The sequence below is a fragment of the Streptomyces sp. NPDC049585 genome, from assembly GCF_040675615.1.
GTDB classification, from domain to species: Bacteria; Actinomycetota; Actinomycetes; order Streptomycetales; family Streptomycetaceae; genus Streptomyces; species Streptomyces luteosporeus.
On sequence record NZ_JBFAPE010000032.1, the window covers coordinates 11985 to 27314 of the forward strand.

General features: G+C 72.4%; 13 protein-coding genes. All 13 read right to left on the reverse strand.

Translation table 11 applies throughout. The annotated features are described in order from the left end of the window. Window positions 1-53: 53 nt before the first annotated feature. Entirely contained in the window at window positions 54-338 is a 285-nt protein-coding gene (locus AB0K17_RS25440; RefSeq protein WP_086567466.1) for a YggT family protein, read from the reverse strand. A gap of 72 nt (window positions 339-410) precedes the next feature. Next, the gene (sepF, locus tag AB0K17_RS25445) at window positions 411-1019 is read right to left on the reverse strand and encodes a cell division protein SepF (protein ID WP_344439244.1); all 609 of its coding nucleotides are present in this window, start codon (window positions 1017-1019) and stop codon (window positions 411-413) included. 121 nt (window positions 1020-1140) lie between these two features. After that, window positions 1141-1860, reverse strand: coding sequence for a YggS family pyridoxal phosphate-dependent enzyme (locus AB0K17_RS25450; RefSeq protein WP_365968306.1), 720 nt, complete (start codon window positions 1858-1860; stop codon window positions 1141-1143). Further along, window positions 1857-2582 carry a peptidoglycan editing factor PgeF gene (gene pgeF, locus AB0K17_RS25455; RefSeq protein ID WP_365968305.1) on the reverse strand — a complete coding sequence of 242 codons (726 nt, stop codon included), beginning with the start codon at window positions 2580-2582 and terminating at the stop codon, window positions 1857-1859. The genes AB0K17_RS25450 and pgeF overlap by 4 nt, the downstream gene beginning before the upstream one ends. Before the next feature lie 99 nt (window positions 2583-2681). Further along, a complete protein-coding gene (gene ftsZ / locus AB0K17_RS25460; RefSeq protein ID WP_365968304.1) occupies window positions 2682-3926 on the reverse strand; it encodes a cell division protein FtsZ in 1245 nt (414 codons plus the stop codon). 240 nt (window positions 3927-4166) lie between these two features. After that, entirely contained in the window at window positions 4167-4916 is a 750-nt protein-coding gene (locus AB0K17_RS25465) for an FtsQ-type POTRA domain-containing protein (protein ID WP_365968318.1), read from the reverse strand. Between the two features lie 196 nt (window positions 4917-5112). Next, window positions 5113-6210: an undecaprenyldiphospho-muramoylpentapeptide beta-N-acetylglucosaminyltransferase gene (gene murG / locus AB0K17_RS25470; RefSeq protein WP_365968303.1), complete on the reverse strand. Its 1098-nt coding sequence runs from the start codon at window positions 6208-6210 to the stop codon at window positions 5113-5115. 6 nt (window positions 6211-6216) lie between these two features. Then, complete coding sequence (gene ftsW / locus AB0K17_RS25475; protein ID WP_365968302.1) at window positions 6217-7596, reverse strand: putative lipid II flippase FtsW; 1380 nt, start codon at window positions 7594-7596, stop codon at window positions 6217-6219. 108 nt (window positions 7597-7704) lie between these two features. Continuing rightward, the gene (gene murD / locus AB0K17_RS25480) at window positions 7705-9144 is read right to left on the reverse strand and encodes a UDP-N-acetylmuramoyl-L-alanine--D-glutamate ligase (RefSeq protein WP_365968301.1); all 1440 of its coding nucleotides are present in this window, start codon (window positions 9142-9144) and stop codon (window positions 7705-7707) included. Next, window positions 9141-10205, reverse strand: a complete 1065-nt coding sequence (mraY, locus tag AB0K17_RS25485) for a phospho-N-acetylmuramoyl-pentapeptide-transferase (protein WP_344439255.1) — start codon at window positions 10203-10205, stop codon at window positions 9141-9143. The genes murD and mraY overlap by 4 nt, the downstream gene beginning before the upstream one ends. Then, window positions 10202-11626, reverse strand: coding sequence for a UDP-N-acetylmuramoyl-tripeptide--D-alanyl-D-alanine ligase (gene murF, locus AB0K17_RS25490; protein ID WP_365968300.1), 1425 nt, complete (start codon window positions 11624-11626; stop codon window positions 10202-10204). Before murF ends, mraY begins: the two co-directional genes overlap by 4 nt. Before the next feature lie 65 nt (window positions 11627-11691). Continuing rightward, on the reverse strand, window positions 11692-13395 hold the full coding sequence (locus tag AB0K17_RS25495; protein WP_365968299.1) for a UDP-N-acetylmuramoyl-L-alanyl-D-glutamate--2,6-diaminopimelate ligase: 1704 nt from the start codon (window positions 13393-13395) through the stop codon (window positions 11692-11694). A 13-nt stretch (window positions 13396-13408) separates the two neighbouring features. After that, complete coding sequence (locus AB0K17_RS25500) at window positions 13409-15316, reverse strand: penicillin-binding protein 2 (protein WP_365984350.1); 1908 nt, start codon at window positions 15314-15316, stop codon at window positions 13409-13411. Window positions 15317-15330: the final 14 nt, after the last annotated feature.

Sequence of the window (15330 nt, forward strand, 5' to 3'; positions counted from 1 at the left end):
CACCTCAACGTTGTCGTCGGCAATCGGCAAGACCGTATCGTTCACAGCCGCGTTCACAGCCGGCTCACGACGGTGATCAGGATGTAGACGATGATCATCAGTACGAAGAAGGACAGGTCGAGCGCTACGCCCCCGAGACGCAGCGGCGGGATGACCCGCCGCAGAAGCTTGAGTGGCGGATCGGTGACAGTGTAGGTGGCCTCGAGGAGCACCACCATCGCCTTACCGGGTTGCCATGAGCGGGCGAACTGGAAGACGTAGTCCATCACCAGTCGGAAGATCAGCACGATGAGGAAGCAGTACAGCGCGATGTAGATCACCTGCTGTGCGATGCCCATCTCGCGCTTCCCTCTCCCCTTGCTCGTACCGTGGCCTGACTGGCCGTTGTCCGGATTGCCCGGACTTGCGTCTCAGCTCTGGTTGAAGAACCCACCCTCTGCGATGCGGGCTTTGTCCTCCGCCGTGACATCGACGTTAGCAGGAGACAGCAGAAACACCTTCTGCGTCACCCGCTCGATGCTCCCGTGAAGTCCGAACACCAGACCGGCCGCAAAGTCGACCAGACGCTTCGCGTCGGTGTCGTCCATCTCGGTGAGATTCATGATCACCGGAGTGCCCTCGCGGAAGTGTTCCCCGATGGTACGGGCCTCGTTGTAGGTCCGAGGGTGCAACGTCGTGATGCGGTAGGGCTCCCGCTCGGACACAACCTTGGGCATGATCACCGGTGCGTTCTTCTCCAGAGAGTGGCGTTCGGGTGTGATGGACGACACGGGGGCGATTCGGGCGGGTCGTCCCGTTTCCGCTGTCAGCGGAGCAGGTTCACGCTGCGCGGGCGGCTGGGCGACTCGAACCGGTTCGTCCGATTGCGTCTGTTGTGCTTGATGTGCCTGGTGTTGCCGGCGCCGGTCCGGCTCCGGCTCGGGCTCGAACTCGTCGTCGGGGTCGAACCCCGGGCCGTCGTACCCATCGTCCTCCACGAGGCCGAGGTAGACCGCCATCTTGCGCATCGCGCCGGCCATTCTCTGCGTCCTCCGCTCTGTGGTGGATCGGCTCCGTCAACGGCGCCCGGATCCACGTGGTCCGCCCGCCTTTTGGCGGGAATGACCATATTTTCTGCTGTGGTCCGACTTCCTGGCGACGTTACCCGAGCCGGGGTCGGACTCCGAGTACCGCCGAGCCGACACGTACATGTGTCGCACCGGCCGCAATGGCGTCCTCGAGGTCCGCGCTCATCCCTGCGGAGACCATGTTCCCAGCCGGATGGGTCGCGCGCAGGTCCGTTGCGATTTCCATCAGCCTGTCGAACGCGGCCCGGGGCCTGCCCGCGAACTCGCCCGCGAGCGGAGCGACCGTCATCAGTCCCGCCACTCGCAGCCCTTCCGCCTCGGCGATCGCGTCGGCCAGGGCGAGGACGCCGCCGGGTGCGACGCCCCCTCTTTCTCCGCGCTCCTGCGTTCCGGCGTCGAGCGCCACCTGGATGAGGCAGCCGAGCTCCCGGCCGGCCCGGACGGCCGCGGCCGACAGGGCCGTGACCAGTCTGCTTCGGTCAATGGAGTGCACCATGTCGGCGTAATTCACCACCGACCGGACCTTGTTCGTCTGCAGCTGACCGACGAAGTGCCAGGTAAGGGGCAGATCCGAGCACTCCGCGGCCTTGGGGGCGGCGTCCTGGTCGCGGTTCTCGGCGACATGACGCACCCCCAGCTCGGCGAGCAGGCGCACATCGCTCGCCGGGTAGGTCTTGGTGACCACGATGAGCGTGACCTCCTCGCGCGCCCGGCCGGCCGCGGCGCAGGCGGTGGAGATACGTTCCTCCACCCGGGCGAGGTTCTCGGCCAGCTGGTCCTTGCGGTCCGTCATGCCCCCGCCTCCAGCCAGACGTAGCTCGCCAGCCGGCCGGTGGTGCGCTCGCGCCGGTAGGAGAAGTGGTCCGCGGACTCCAGCGTGCACACACCGGACCGGCCCGCGACCTTGACACCCGTTCGGCCCAGCTGGGCCTCGACCCCGGCCGCGACGTCCACGGCCGGCGTCCCCTGCCGGGTGGTGGCCCGGGCCTCGGGCACCACCGCGGCGACCTCGGCGCGCATGGCCTCGGGCACCTCGTAGCACCGACCGCACACGGACGGGCCGATGTGGGCGAGGATCCGGCCCGGCTCCGCACCCAGCTCGATCATCCGCGCCACGGTGTTCGGCACCACCCCGGCGACCAGGCCGGGCCGGCCCGCGTGGGCGGCGCCGGCGACGCCGGCCACCGGGTCGACCAGCAGTACCGGGGTGCAGTCGGCGGTGAGCACCGCGAGGGCCAGGCCCCGACGCGTGGTCACCACCGCGTCGACCGCCGGGATTTCCCCTCTTTGCCACGGTCCGTCCACCACGGCCACGTCCGCGCCGTGCACCTGGTTCATCCAGACGACCTGCGCCGCGTCCAGGCCGAGGGCCTCGGCCGCGCGCGCACGGTTGGTCCGTACGGCGGCGGGGTCGTCGCCGACCGCGCCGCCGAGGTTGAGCTCCGCATACGGAGCGGCGCTCACTCCGCCCCACCGGGAGGTGAAGGCGAAGTGCGCGCCGCTTGCATGTGCCACGTGGTGTACGGGGGGCACGATGTTCTGTTGCCCTATCACTCGGTGCCGGTCAGCCGTTCCGTGAGGCGCCGTCGGGCCTGGTGCCGTCGGGCGCGGGGGTCACTTCAGGAAGTCGGGGACGTCCAGTTCCTCGGCGGTGGAGTCCTGGTAGGGCCGGGCCGGGGGCACCTGCGGGGAGGTGACCGGCGGCGGGGGGACCTCGGCGACCGGCGCCGGGTCGGCCGGGACGGGCTCCTCGGTGCGCGGGGTGACGTTGCCCAGCCCGCCGAAGGACGGACGGGCCGGCTCCGGCGCGGCGGCGACCGGGCGGGAGACCGGCGCGGACGGGGCGCTGTCCTCGCGGGCCGAGCCGTAGGTGGAGCCGAGCACCTTGTCGCGGCTGCCCTTGGCCGGCGGCTGGCCGCCGTCGAAGCCCGCGGCGATGACCGTCACGCGCACCTCGTCGCCGAGGGCGTCGTCGATGACGGCACCGAAGATGATGTTGGCCTCGGGGTGGGCGGCCTCGCTGACCAGCTGGGCGGCCTCGTTGATCTCGAAGAGGCCGAGGTCGGAGCCGCCGGAGATGGACAGCAGCACGCCGCGGGCGCCGTCGATGGACGCCTCCAGCAGCGGCGAGGAGATGGCCATCTCGGCCGCCGCCACCGCGCGGTCGTCGCCGCGGGCGGAGCCGATGCCCATCAGGGCCGAGCCGGCCTCGGACATCACGGACTTCACGTCCGCGAAGTCGAGGTTGATCAGACCCGGGGTGGTGATCAGGTCGGTGATGCCCTGCACACCGGACAGCAGCACCTGGTCCGCGGACTTGAACGCGTCGAGCACGCTCACCTGGCGGTCCGAGATGGACAGCAGCCGGTCGTTGGGGATGACGATGAGGGTGTCGACCTCGTCGCGCAGGCTCGCGATGCCGTCCTCGGCCTGGTTGGCGCGCCGGCGGCCCTCGAAGGTGAACGGGCGGGTGACCACACCGATCGTCAGGGCGCCCAGGGAACGGGCGATGTTGGCGACCACGGGCGCGCCACCGGTGCCGGTGCCGCCGCCCTCGCCGGCGGTGACGAAGACCATGTCGGCCCCCTTGAGGACCTCCTCGATCTCCTCGCGGTGGTCCTCGGCCGCCTTGCGGCCGACATCGGGGTTCGCGCCGGCGCCGAGGCCGCGCGTGAGTTCGCGGCCGACGTCGAGCTTCACGTCGGCGTCGCTCATCAGCAGGGCCTGTGCATCGGTATTGATCGCGATGAACTCGACGCCCTTGAGACCGACCTCGATCATCCGGTTGATGGCGTTGACGCCACCGCCGCCGATGCCGACGACCTTGATGACTGCGAGGTAGTTCTGCGGTGCTGCCACGTCGAAGGCCTCTCGCCTCGAGTTACGTATGCCTGGGGGCGGTTCTCAATGCCGACCCGAACCCTAACGTTGAAGTTTAGGGTTACCGGTGCCACTGTTCCCTGGGTTCTCTGAACCAGGACACTAAGTCGACAAGCGGCGCGTCTTCAACGAACACGCCGAACCTCCCGTTTTTCTTTTCACCCTATGTGATCACCCATAGCCGTAGCCAACCAGGGTGCTGGCCGGTCGCTCCCGGCGTCAACTCCCGGACACCGCAGGGGCGGCCGGAGCGCTGACGTCGAAGCGTTTCGCGCCCCCTGCGGCCTTCATCAGGGCAACGAGCGTACGGGCCTTGGCGTCGCCGCGCTCCCCGCTGCCCCAGACCACCGTCCGATCCCCCGTCAGTTCCACGGTGATGGCGTCGTACGAGCGTACGCGGATGACCTGGGTGTCCTTGCGCACGGCCGGGGGCAGCCCGGCGGCCACCCGGACCGCCTCGCGCTCCAGTCGCTCGGTGCCGAATCGGCGGTTGCTGGGCGAATCGTCCTGTTCGACCACGAGGCGCGGCACGCCCGGACGGGCCCGGTCGACTGTGGCGAACCGCACGCCCGCGCTGTCGATTTCGATGTACTTACCGCCCTTTTCGAGCAGGGCCTTGGGCTCGCGTTCGGTCACTTTCAGACCGATCGTGTGCGGCCAGGACCGCTCGACATCGACCGAGGCGATGCGCCGCAGCCGGGCGAGCAGCCGCGCCTCGACGGCGTCGCCGTCCACGGCGACCAGGGGCTGACCGAGCGGCACCTCGGCCGCCTCGCGCACCTGGTCGGGCGTCAGCGTGGTGGTGCCACTGACCTCCACACGAGTGACCCGCAGCCAGCTGGAGCCGTACAGCACCCATACGACCGCCCCGAGCAGCAGCACTCCGGCGCCGGCCCGCAGGAGCAGGCCGCGGCGCCCGAGCGGGGCCGTACGGCTCCTGCCGCCCCGCCGGGTGCGGCGGGGCGGCAGGAGCGCGGGGAGCAGGCGGATGCGGCCGCGGGCCGGCCGGGCGGGGCGGGCGGGCCGGGACGACCCCTTGGCGCCCCTGCCCGGCCGGGCGCCCTTCGCGGCGCCGGCGCCCTTCGCGGCCTTCGCCTTCTTCTCACCGCCGCGCCGGGCGGTCGTCGGTCCGGCCACGCTCCCAGCCTCCTGCTCCTACGGGTCGTCAGCCCGCCCTGCGCGCTGCGGCGACCGCCTCGTACACCATGCCGACGAGCAGCTCGTCGGCGTCGCGCCGGCCGAACTCGGCGGCGGACCGGGACATCTCGTACAGCCGGTGCGGGTCGGTGAGCACCGGGAGCACGTGGGACGTCACCCACTCGGGGGTGAGCTCGGCGTCGTCGACCAGCAGGCCACCGCCCGCCTTGACCACCGGCTGGGCGTTGAGCCGCTGCTCGCCGTTGCCGATGGGCAGCGGGACATAGGCCGCCGGCAGGCCGACGGCGGACAGCTCCGCGACGGTCATCGCGCCCGCGCGGCAGAGCATCATGTCGGCCGCGGCGTACGCGAGGTCCATCCGGTCAACATACGATACCGGGATGTAAGGGGGCATTCCGGGCATGTTGTCCACGCGCGGCAGTTCGTTCTTCGGGCCGACCGCGTGCAGCACCTGCACCCCGGCGCGCTGCAGGAACGGCACGACGGTCTGGACGACCTCGTTCAGCCGGCGCGCGCCCTGGGAGCCGCCGGAGACCAGCAGCGTGGGCAGGTTGGGGTCCAGCCCGAAGGCGGCCCGGGCCTGCGGGCGCATGGCGACCCGGTCCAGGGTCGCGATCGTGCGGCGCAGCGGGATGCCCACGTAGCGCGCGTTGCGCAGCTTGCTGTCCGGGGTGGACACCGCGACCGCCGAGGCGTAGCGCGAGCCGATCTTGTTGGCCAGGCCGGGGCGGGCATTGGCCTCGTGGACGATGATCGGCACGCCCAGCCGCTTGGCCGCCAGGTAGCCGGGCAGGGCCACGTAGCCGCCGAAGCCGACCACGCAGTCGGCCCGGGTGCGCTCCAGGATCTGCTCGGCGGCCTTGATCGTGCCGCGCAGCCGCCCGGGGACGGTGATCAGCTCCGGGGTGGGCTTGCGGGGCAGCGGCACCGCCGGGATGAGCCCGAGTTCGTAGCCCCGCTCGGGCACCAGGCGGGTCTCCAGGCCCCGCTCCGTGCCGAGCGCCGTGATCCCCACGGTCGGGTCCTGCCTGCGCAGGGCGTCCGCGAGGGCGAGCGCGGGCTCGATGTGGCCGGCGGTCCCCCCGCCGGCGAGTACGACATGCACCGAAATTCACCGCTCTCCGGACGGTCGCTTCTTGACGCGCCGTCTCATCGTCTTCCATCTCACCCCAGGCTGCCGCATGGCCAGTGCCGCCCGCGCACCGGGTTCGTCGCGTGCGAAGGCGATGAGCAGCCCGATGGCGAACATGGTCGGCAGCAGGGCGGACCCTCCGTAGGAGAACAGCGGGAGGGGGACGCCGGCGATCGGCAGCAGGCCGAGCACCGCACCGATGTTCACCACGGCCTGTGCCGTGATCCAGGTGGTCACGCCTCCCGCGGCGTACCTCACGAAGGGGTCCTCCGTGCGTCCGGCCACGCGGATACCCGCATAGCCTAGAGCCGCGAACAGGGCGAGCACCGACAGCGTCCCTGCAAGCCCCAGCTCCTCGCCGGTGATGGCGAAGATGAAGTCGGTGTGGGGCTCGGGCAGTTCACCCCATTTCTCCACACTCGCCCCGAGACCTGCGCCGAACCAGCCGCCGTTGGCCAGCGCATAGATGCCGTGCACGGCCTGCCAGCACTGGTCGTTGACCCCAGGGTCGGTGGCGCCGATGCACTCCAGGCGGGACATGCGGTTGGCGCTGGTCTTGATGAAGAGCATGGCCAGGGCGGCGGTGACGCCGAAGACGCCGGCGAACAGCCGGGTGGGGGCGCCGGCGATCCACAGCAGGCCCAGCAGCACGGCGGTGAGCACCACGGTGGTGCCCATGTCGCCGCCCAGCATGATCAGGCCCAGCAGCAGGAAGGTGACCGGCACCAGCGGCACCAGCAGGTGCTTCCACTGGCCGAGCAGCTTCTTGGAGTGCTTGCGGGCCAGCAGGTCGGCGCCCCACAGGACGAGGGCCAGCTTGCCGAACTCGCTGGGCTGCAGCTGGAAGGGCCCGCCGAGGGAGATCCAGTTGGTGTTGCCGTTGATGGTCTCGCCGATGCCCGGCACCTGCACCAGGCACAGCAGGAAGACGGAGACGGCCAGCAGCGGGTACGCCAGCGCCCGCAGCAGCCGTACGGGCGTACGGGCCGCCGCGAGCAGCAGCACGGTGCCGATGGCGGCGGCCAGCAGCTGCTTGCGGAAGAAGTAGCTGGGTGCCAGGCCGTTCTGCAGGGCCTTGATCTGGGAGGCCGAGTAGACCATGACCAGGCCCAGCACGATGATCAGCAGCGAGCCGCCGAGCACAAGGTAGTAGGCGGTCAGCGGACGGTCCCAGGCCCGCCGGGCCCGGGCGTGCAGAGCGCGCAGGCCGCCGGCGCCGCCGCGCCCGGGGCGCCGGGGCGAGGGGCTGCCGAAGCCGCGGCCGGCCGGCCGCGGGGCCCGTGCGGGCCGGGAACGGGCCGCCTGGCCGCGCAGGGCCGTCAGGGCTCGAAGCGGCGTCATGGCGTTCTCGGCGTGCATCCCGGGTCGCCCCTTCGCTGGTCAGGGCCGCCCGATCCGCTGCCGGGCCCGGGCCGCCGCGCTCGTCATGGTGGCAAGCGCGGCGCCCGCACCGCCGGCGGGCGGCCGCTACTGTTCGCCGTCGCGGCCGGCGGCCAGCTCCCGTACCGCCTCGGCGAAGGCCTCGCCGCGCTTGCTGTAGTTGGTGAACATGTCCATCGACGCACAGGCCGGGGCCATCAGGACGGTGTCCCCCGGCCCCGCCAGCCGCGTCGCCTCGCGGACCGCCGCGGCCATCGCCCCAGTGTCGGTCCGTTCGAGGTCGACCACCGGCACATCCGGGGCGTGTCGCGCCAGCGCCTGCCGGATCAGTGCCCGGTCGGCCCCGATGAGGACGGCGCCGCGCAGCCGCTTCGCGGAGGCGGCCACCAGCTCGTCGAAGGTCGCGCCCTTGGCCAGGCCGCCGGCGATCCACACCACCGACTCGTACGCGGCCAGGGAGGCCTGGGCGGCGTGCGGGTTGGTGGCCTTGGAGTCGTCCACGTAGGCCACACCGTCGACGTCGGCGACGTGGGCGATGCGGTGGGCGTCCGGGCGGAAGGCCCGCAGGCCGTCCCGGACGGCCGCCGGCTCCACGCCGAAGGCGCGCGCCAGGGCGGCGGCAGCCAGCGCGTTGGCGATGTTGTGCGGGGCGGCCGGGCCGGCGGCGGGCGCGATGTCGGAGATCTGTGCGAGCTCCTGCGCCTGGTGGTGCCGGTCGGCGACGAAGGCCCGGTCGACCAGGAGGTCGTCGACCACGCCCAGCATGGACGGGCCGGGGGCGCCGAGGGTGAAGCCGATGGCCCGGCAGCCCTCCTCGACGTCGGCCGCCATCACCAGGCGCTCGGTGGCCGGGTCCTCGACGTTGTAGACGCAGGCGATCGTGTTGCCCTCGTAGATGCGGCCCTTGTCGGCGGCGTAGGCGTTCAGGGAGCCGTGCCAGTCGAGGTGGTCGGGGGCGACGTTGAGGACGGCCGCGGAGTGGGCGCGCAGCGAGGGCGCCCAGTGCAGCTGGTAGCTGGAGAGCTCAACCGCGAGCACGTCGTACTGCTGCTCGCCGAGCACCACGTCGATGATGGGCGTGCCGATGTTGCCGACGGCGGCCGTGCGCAGCCCGGCGGCCTGCAGGATGGAGGCCAGCATCTGGACGGTGGTGGTCTTGCCGTTGGTGCCGGTGATCGCGAGCCAGGGGGCGGCGCCCTCGCCGCGCAGCTGCCAGGCGACCTCCACGTCCCCGACGACCTCGACGCCGGCCGCGGCGGCCGCCGCGAACAGCGGGCTGTCGGGCCGCCAGCCGGGCGAGGTGACGACGAGGTCGGTGCCCTCGGGCAGGGTGTCGGCGTCCGCGAGGCGGACGGTGATGCCCTGGGAGTCGAGGAAGGCGGCCCGCTCGCGCAGGGTCTCGCCATCGCCGCCGTCGACGACGGTGACGCGCGCGCCGAGGCCGGCCAGGGCGCGGGCGGCGCTGACGCCGCTCACGCCGAGACCGGCGACGGTGATGTGCTTGCCGCTGTACTGTGCGGTGCTCACTTGATGGCCAACCATCCGGCGTAGAAGATTCCGAGGCCGACGGCCACGCACAGGCCCTGGATGATCCAGAAGCGGACCACGACCAGGACCTCGCTCCACCCCTTGAGTTCGAAGTGGTGCTGGAGCGGGGCCATCCGGAAGACGCGCTTCCCGGTCAGGCGGAAGGAGCCGACCTGGATGATCACGGACATGGTGATCAGGACGAACAGGCCGCCGAGGAGCGCGAGCAGCAGCTCGGTGCGGGAGCAGATCGCAAGTCCCGCGAGCGCGCCGCCGAGGGCGAGCGAGCCGGTGTCACCCATGAAGATCTTGGCCGGCGAGGTGTTCCACCACAGGAAGCCGAAGCAGGAGCCCATCAGGGCGGAGGCGACGACCGCGAGGTCGAGCGGATCGCGGACCTCGTAGCAGGACGCGCCGGCGGTCAGGGCGTTGGCGCAGGACTGGCCGTGCTGCCAGGTGCCGATGAAGACGTAGGCGCCGAAGACCATCACCGAGGCACCGGTGGCCAGGCCGTCGAGGCCGTCGGTGAGGTTCACGCCGTTCGACATCGCAAGGATCATGAACAGCGCCCAGACCACGAAGATCACCGGGCCGACGGACCAGCCGAAGTCCTGGGTGAAGGACAGCCGGGTCGAGGCCGGGGTCTGGCCCCGGGTGTCGGCGAACTGCAGGGCGAGCACCGCGAAGGCGATGCCGACGATCAGCTGGCCGGCCATCTTCGCCTTGGCGCGCAGACCCAGGCTGCGCTGCTTGACGATCTTGATGTAGTCGTCGAGGAAGCCCACCAGGCCCATGCCGGCGGTCAGGAAGAGCACCAGCAGGCCCGAGGTGGTCGGCGACTGGCTGGTGATCACCTTGGTGACGGCGTACGCGATGAGGGTGGCGAGGATGAAGGCGATGCCGCCCATGGTGGGCGTGCCCTTCTTGCTGCCATGGGTGCGCGGGCCGTCGTCCCGGATGAACTGGCCGTAGCCCTTGCGGGCGAGGAACTTGATCAGCAGCGGGGTGCCGATGAGGGTCAGGAACAGACCGATGACACCCGCGAAGAGGATCTGGTTCATCGACCGGCGACCTCACCGTCGACCGCGAGCAGCGCGTCGGCCACCCGCTCCAGACCCACCGACCTGGACGCCTTCACCAGTACGACGTCTCCCGGGCGCAGCTCACTGCGCAACAGGTCGACCGCCGCCTGCGCGTCGGACACGTGCACCGACTCCTCACCCCACGAACCCTCGTTGTAGGCGCCCATCTGCAGCCAGGCCGCTTCCCGACCCCCGACTGCCACGAGCTTGCTGACGTTGAGCCGGACGGCGAGCCGTCCGACCGCGTCGTGCTCGGCGAGTGACTCCCCGCCCAGCTCGGCCATCCGACCGAGTACTGCCCACGTACGCCCGCCCCTAGCCCGGGCGGCCTCGCCCATGGCGGCCAGCGCGCGCAGCGCCGCCCGCATGGACTCGGGGTTGGCGTTGTAGGCGTCGTTGACGATCGTCACGCCGTCCGCGCGCTCGGTGACCTCCATCCGCCAGCGGGAGAGCTGGCCCGCACCGCCGAGCACGGAAGCGATCTCCTCGGCAGACATGCCCAGCTCATGGGCGACGGCGGCCGCGGCGAGCGCGTTCGACACGTGGTGCTCACCGTACAGCTGCATGGTCACCTCGCCGCACCCGGTGGGGGTGTGCAGCGTGAAGGCGGGCCGTCCGCGCTCGTCGAGGCGGACGTCCTCGGCACGCACGGCGGCGTCCGGCGCCTCGCCGAACAGCACGATGCGGGCCTTGGTACGGCTGCTCATGGCGCGCACCAGCGGGTCGTCGGCGTTGAGCACGGCGACGCCGCCGGCCTCGGCGGCGGGCAGCGCCTCGACCAGTTCCCCCTTGGCCTGCGCGATCTGCTCGCGGCCGCCGAACTCGCCGACGTGGGCGGTGCCGACGTTGAGCACCACGCCGATGCGCGGCGGGGTGAGCTCGGCCAGGTAGCGGATGTGGCCGATGCCGCGGGCGCCCATCTCCAGCACCAGGTGCCGGGTCTCCTCGTCGGCGCTCAGCGCGGTCAGCGGCAGCCCGATCTCGTTGTTGAGCGAGCCGGGGGTCCACACGGTGGGGCCGGCGTGCTGCAGCAGCTGGGCGACGAGGTCCTTGGTGCTGGTCTTGCCGGCGGAGCCGGTCAGGCCCACCACGGTGGTGCCCAGTCGCTCCACGACGGCCCGGGCGAGCCGGCCGAGGGCCGCGACGACGTCGTCGACGACGACGGCGGGCACGCCGACGGGCCGGGCGGCCAGTACGGCCACGGCGCCGTCGGCGACCGCCCGGGCGGCGAAGTCATGGCCGTCGACGCGCTCCCCGGCGAACGCCGCGAACAGCGCGCCGGGCCGCACCTGGCGGGAGTCGATGACGACCGGGCCGGTCACGACCGACTGCGGGTCCGGTATGTCGTGCGGCCGCCCGCCCGTGATGGCGGCGATCTCCGCGAGGGAGAGTGCGATCACCGGTCGTCACCTCCCATCGTGCGGGAGAGCTGCCGGGGGGAGGGTTGTGCGCGCATGGCGGTTGGTCATCCCTGGTCGTTCCGGTGCTTGGTCGCAGGCGCGGTCGCCCGGCTGTGCTCGATGGCCTCGCGCAGCACCCGGCGGTCGTCGAAGGGGCGTACCACTCCGGCGACGTCCTGGCCCTGTTCGTGGCCCTTGCCCAGGACCACGACGGTGTCGCCGGGTTCGGCGCGGGCGACGGCGGCGGCGATGGCTGCGGCGCGGTCCTCCAGGACGAGGACGGCACCGCGTTCGGCGGCGGGCACCTCGGCGGCGCCCGAAAGCATGGTGGCGAGGATCGCGAGGGGATCCTCGGAGCGGGGGTTGTCGGAGGTCAGCACGGCGGTGTCGGCGAGCCTGGCCAGGGCCGCGCCCATGGGGGCCCGCTTGGTGGTGTCGCGGTCCCCGCCGCAGCCCAGGACGGCGTGCACGCGGCCGGTGCCGACCTTGCGCAGCGCGCGGAGAACCGATTCGACGGCATCCGTCTTGTGGGCGTAGTCGACCACCGCCAGGTAGGGCTGGCCGGCGTCGACGCGCTCCAGGCGGCCGGGGACGCCGGGCACGGCGGCGACGCCGTCGGCGGCGGCCTGCGGATCGGCACCGGCGGCGACCAGCGCCACGATCGCGGCGAGCGCGTTGGCCACGTTGAAGGGTCCGGCGAGCGGCGAGCGGGCCCGTACGGTCACGCCCTGGGGGCCGCGCACGGTGAAGGTGGAGTCGAAGGGGCCGATCTCGACGTCGGTGGCGCGCCAGTCGGCGTCCTCGCGACCCTCGGCCGAGAAGGTGATCACCGGGACCTCCGCCTCGCCGTGGGCCAGCCGGCGGCCGTACTCGTCGTCGAGGTTGACCACGCCCAGGCGGCTGCGCTGCTTGGTGAACAGCTCCGCCTTGGCGGCGAAGTAGTCCTCCATGCCGGAGTGGAACTCCATGTGCTCCGGGCTGAGGTTGTTGAAGACGGCGACGTCGAAGACGCAGCCGTCGACGCGGCCGAGCCGCAGGGCGTGGCTGGAGACCTCCATGGCCACCGAGCGCACGCCGCGCTCGCGCATCACGGCGAACAGCGCCTGCAGGTCGGTGGCCTCCGGCGTGGTGCGCTCGGACTTGATCCGCTCGCCCGCGATGCGGGACTCGACCGTGCCGATCAGGCCGGTCGGGCCGGCCAGGGCGCCCAGCCCGCCCTCGATGAGGTACGCGGTGGTGGTCTTGCCCGAGGTGCCGGTGATGCCGATCTGCAGCAGGTCCTCGCCGGGCTCGCCGTAGATCGTGGCGGCCAGCGCGCCCATGCGCTCGCGCGGGGCGTCGACGGCCAGGACGGGCAGATCGGTGGCGGCGGCGCGCTCGGCGCCGGCCGGGTCGGTCAGCACGGCGACGGCGCCCAGGCCCGCGGCCTGGGCCGCGAAGTCGGCGCCGTGGAAGCGGGCGCCGGGCAGGGCGGCGTAGACGTCGCCCGGGCGCACCGCCCGCGAGTCGTGGGTGATGCCGGTGACCTCCACGGCGCGGGCGCCCTCGGGCACGGCGATGCCCAGCTGACCGGCCAGCTCCGCGAGGGGCACGGGAGTGACCCCGGCGGGCCGGGGCGCTCCCGGGGTGGCGGGAGGGGCGGCCTGGGGGGTGGTGTGGGACTGATCAGCGTGTGGCACGGCGGTGAGCGTACCGGGCGCACCCGCCTCGTCGCGAAGCGAGGGGCGCTCCGGGCCGCGGTTCCCGCGATCGGGAGTGATCGTCGTCACGGCCGCTCCGGCTTCACTGGCCGTCGTAGCTCACCGGCAGCCGGGGCGGCTGCGAGCCGGACGGGGGGATCTGGAGGGTCTTCAGGGCGAACTCCATGACCTGCTTGAAGACCGGGCCGCAGACCTGCCCGCCGAAGTAGCTGCCGCGGGTGGGGTTCTGCAGGGCGCAGTAGACCGTGACCCGGGGCGCGTCGGCGGGGGCGAAGCCGGCGAAGGAGGCGGTGTAGCCGTGGTAGCGGCCGGTGGTGGGGTCCACCCGGTTGGACGTGCCGGTCTTGCCGGCGACGCGGTAGCCGGGGATCTTCGCCTTGGTGCCGGTGCCCTCCTGGTCGTCGACGACCGACTCCAGCATCCCGGTGAGCTCGCGGGCGGTCTTCTCGCTGACCACCCGGGTGCGCGGCGGCGTGGGAGCGGGGGTGAAGCGGCCGTCGGGGCCCTTGCTGCCGCGGACCAGGGACGGCTGGACGCGCTCGCCGCCGCCGGCGATGGTGGAGTACACGGAGGCGGCCTGGACGGCGTTGAGGGACAGGCCCTGGCCGAAGGGGATGGTGTAGGCCCGGGAGGACTTCCAGTCGGCCGGCTTGGCGAGCAGGCCGGGGGTCTCGCCGGGGAAGTCCAGGCCCGTGGGGCGGCCGATGCCGAATTTGCGCAGATAGGTGTAGAGGACCTCGTTGGCCTCCTCGCGGGTCTTGCCGAGCTGCTCGCTGGCGAGGATGGTGCCGATGTTGCTGGATTTGGCCAGGACGCCGTTGAGGGTCAGGTGCCAGGTGGGGTGGTCGATGTCGTCGGCGAAGGCGCGGTCGGCCCGGGGCAGCCGGTTGGGCACCTCCACGTGCGTCATCGGGGTGGCCACGCCCTCCTCCAGCACGGCGGCCATGGTCATGACCTTGCTGACGCTGCCGGGCTCGTACGCGTCCTGCAGGGCCGGGTTGCCGAGCGCGGCGCGGTCGGCGTGGGCGAGGTCGTTGGGGTCGTAGCCGGGCGCGCCGGCCATGGCGAGGATCTCGCCGGTGCGGGTGTCCTGGACGACGACGTACCCGCGGTCGGCGCCGGACTCGCGCACCTGCCGGGAGACGGCGTTCTGGGCGGCCCACTGGATGTCGCGGTCGATGGTCAGCTCGACGTCGGAGCCGGGGACGGCGGCCTGCTCCTTGACGTCGCCGGTGGGCACCTGGCGGCCGCCGGACTGCGCGTAGACGCGCTTGCCGTTCTTTCCGGCCAGCACCTCGTCGAGCTGGGCCTCCAGGCCCCCGCCGCCGCGGCCGTCGCCGTTGACGAAGCCCAGCAGGCCGGCGGCGAGCTCGCCGTTGGGGTAGACGCGCTTGCTGTGGGCCTCGCGGTTGACGCCGGCCAGGACGTTGGCGGCCTTGCCGTGGCGGGCCTTGTCCGCCTGGGCCTGCTTGAGCTGGGCGATCTTGCGCCAGGTCTGCGGGGTCTGGCGGCGGGCGAGGACGACGTACTTGGACTTCGGGTTCGCCGTCAGCTTCTGTTCGAGGACGTCCACCTCCTCCGCCAGGACCGGCGCCAGCAGCTCCGCGGCCTGCCGGGCGGCGCCCTCGACCTTGATCCGCTCGGGGGTCAGCAGGTCGGGGGCGGCGGTGACGTCGTAGGCGTCGACGGTGGTGGCCAGATCCACGCCCGTACGGTCGGTGATGGCCCCCCGCTCGGCCGCCAGCGTCACGGGGATGTAGCGGTTGAGGTTGGCCCGGGCGGCGTACGCGTCGGCGTCGACGGCCTGCACCTGCAGCAGGCGCACGGTGAAGACCAGCATCACCAGCGTGAGCCCCACGCCGATGGCGCGCAGCCGCGGCCGGGGGCTGCCCAGCCGCAGCGCCTGCGCGCCGGGGCGGGGACGGGCGGGCCGCGCGGCCGGGCGCGCGGGCCCGGGGACGGGGCGGCGGGGCTGCCTGGGCGCCGTCACGACCTCACCTACCT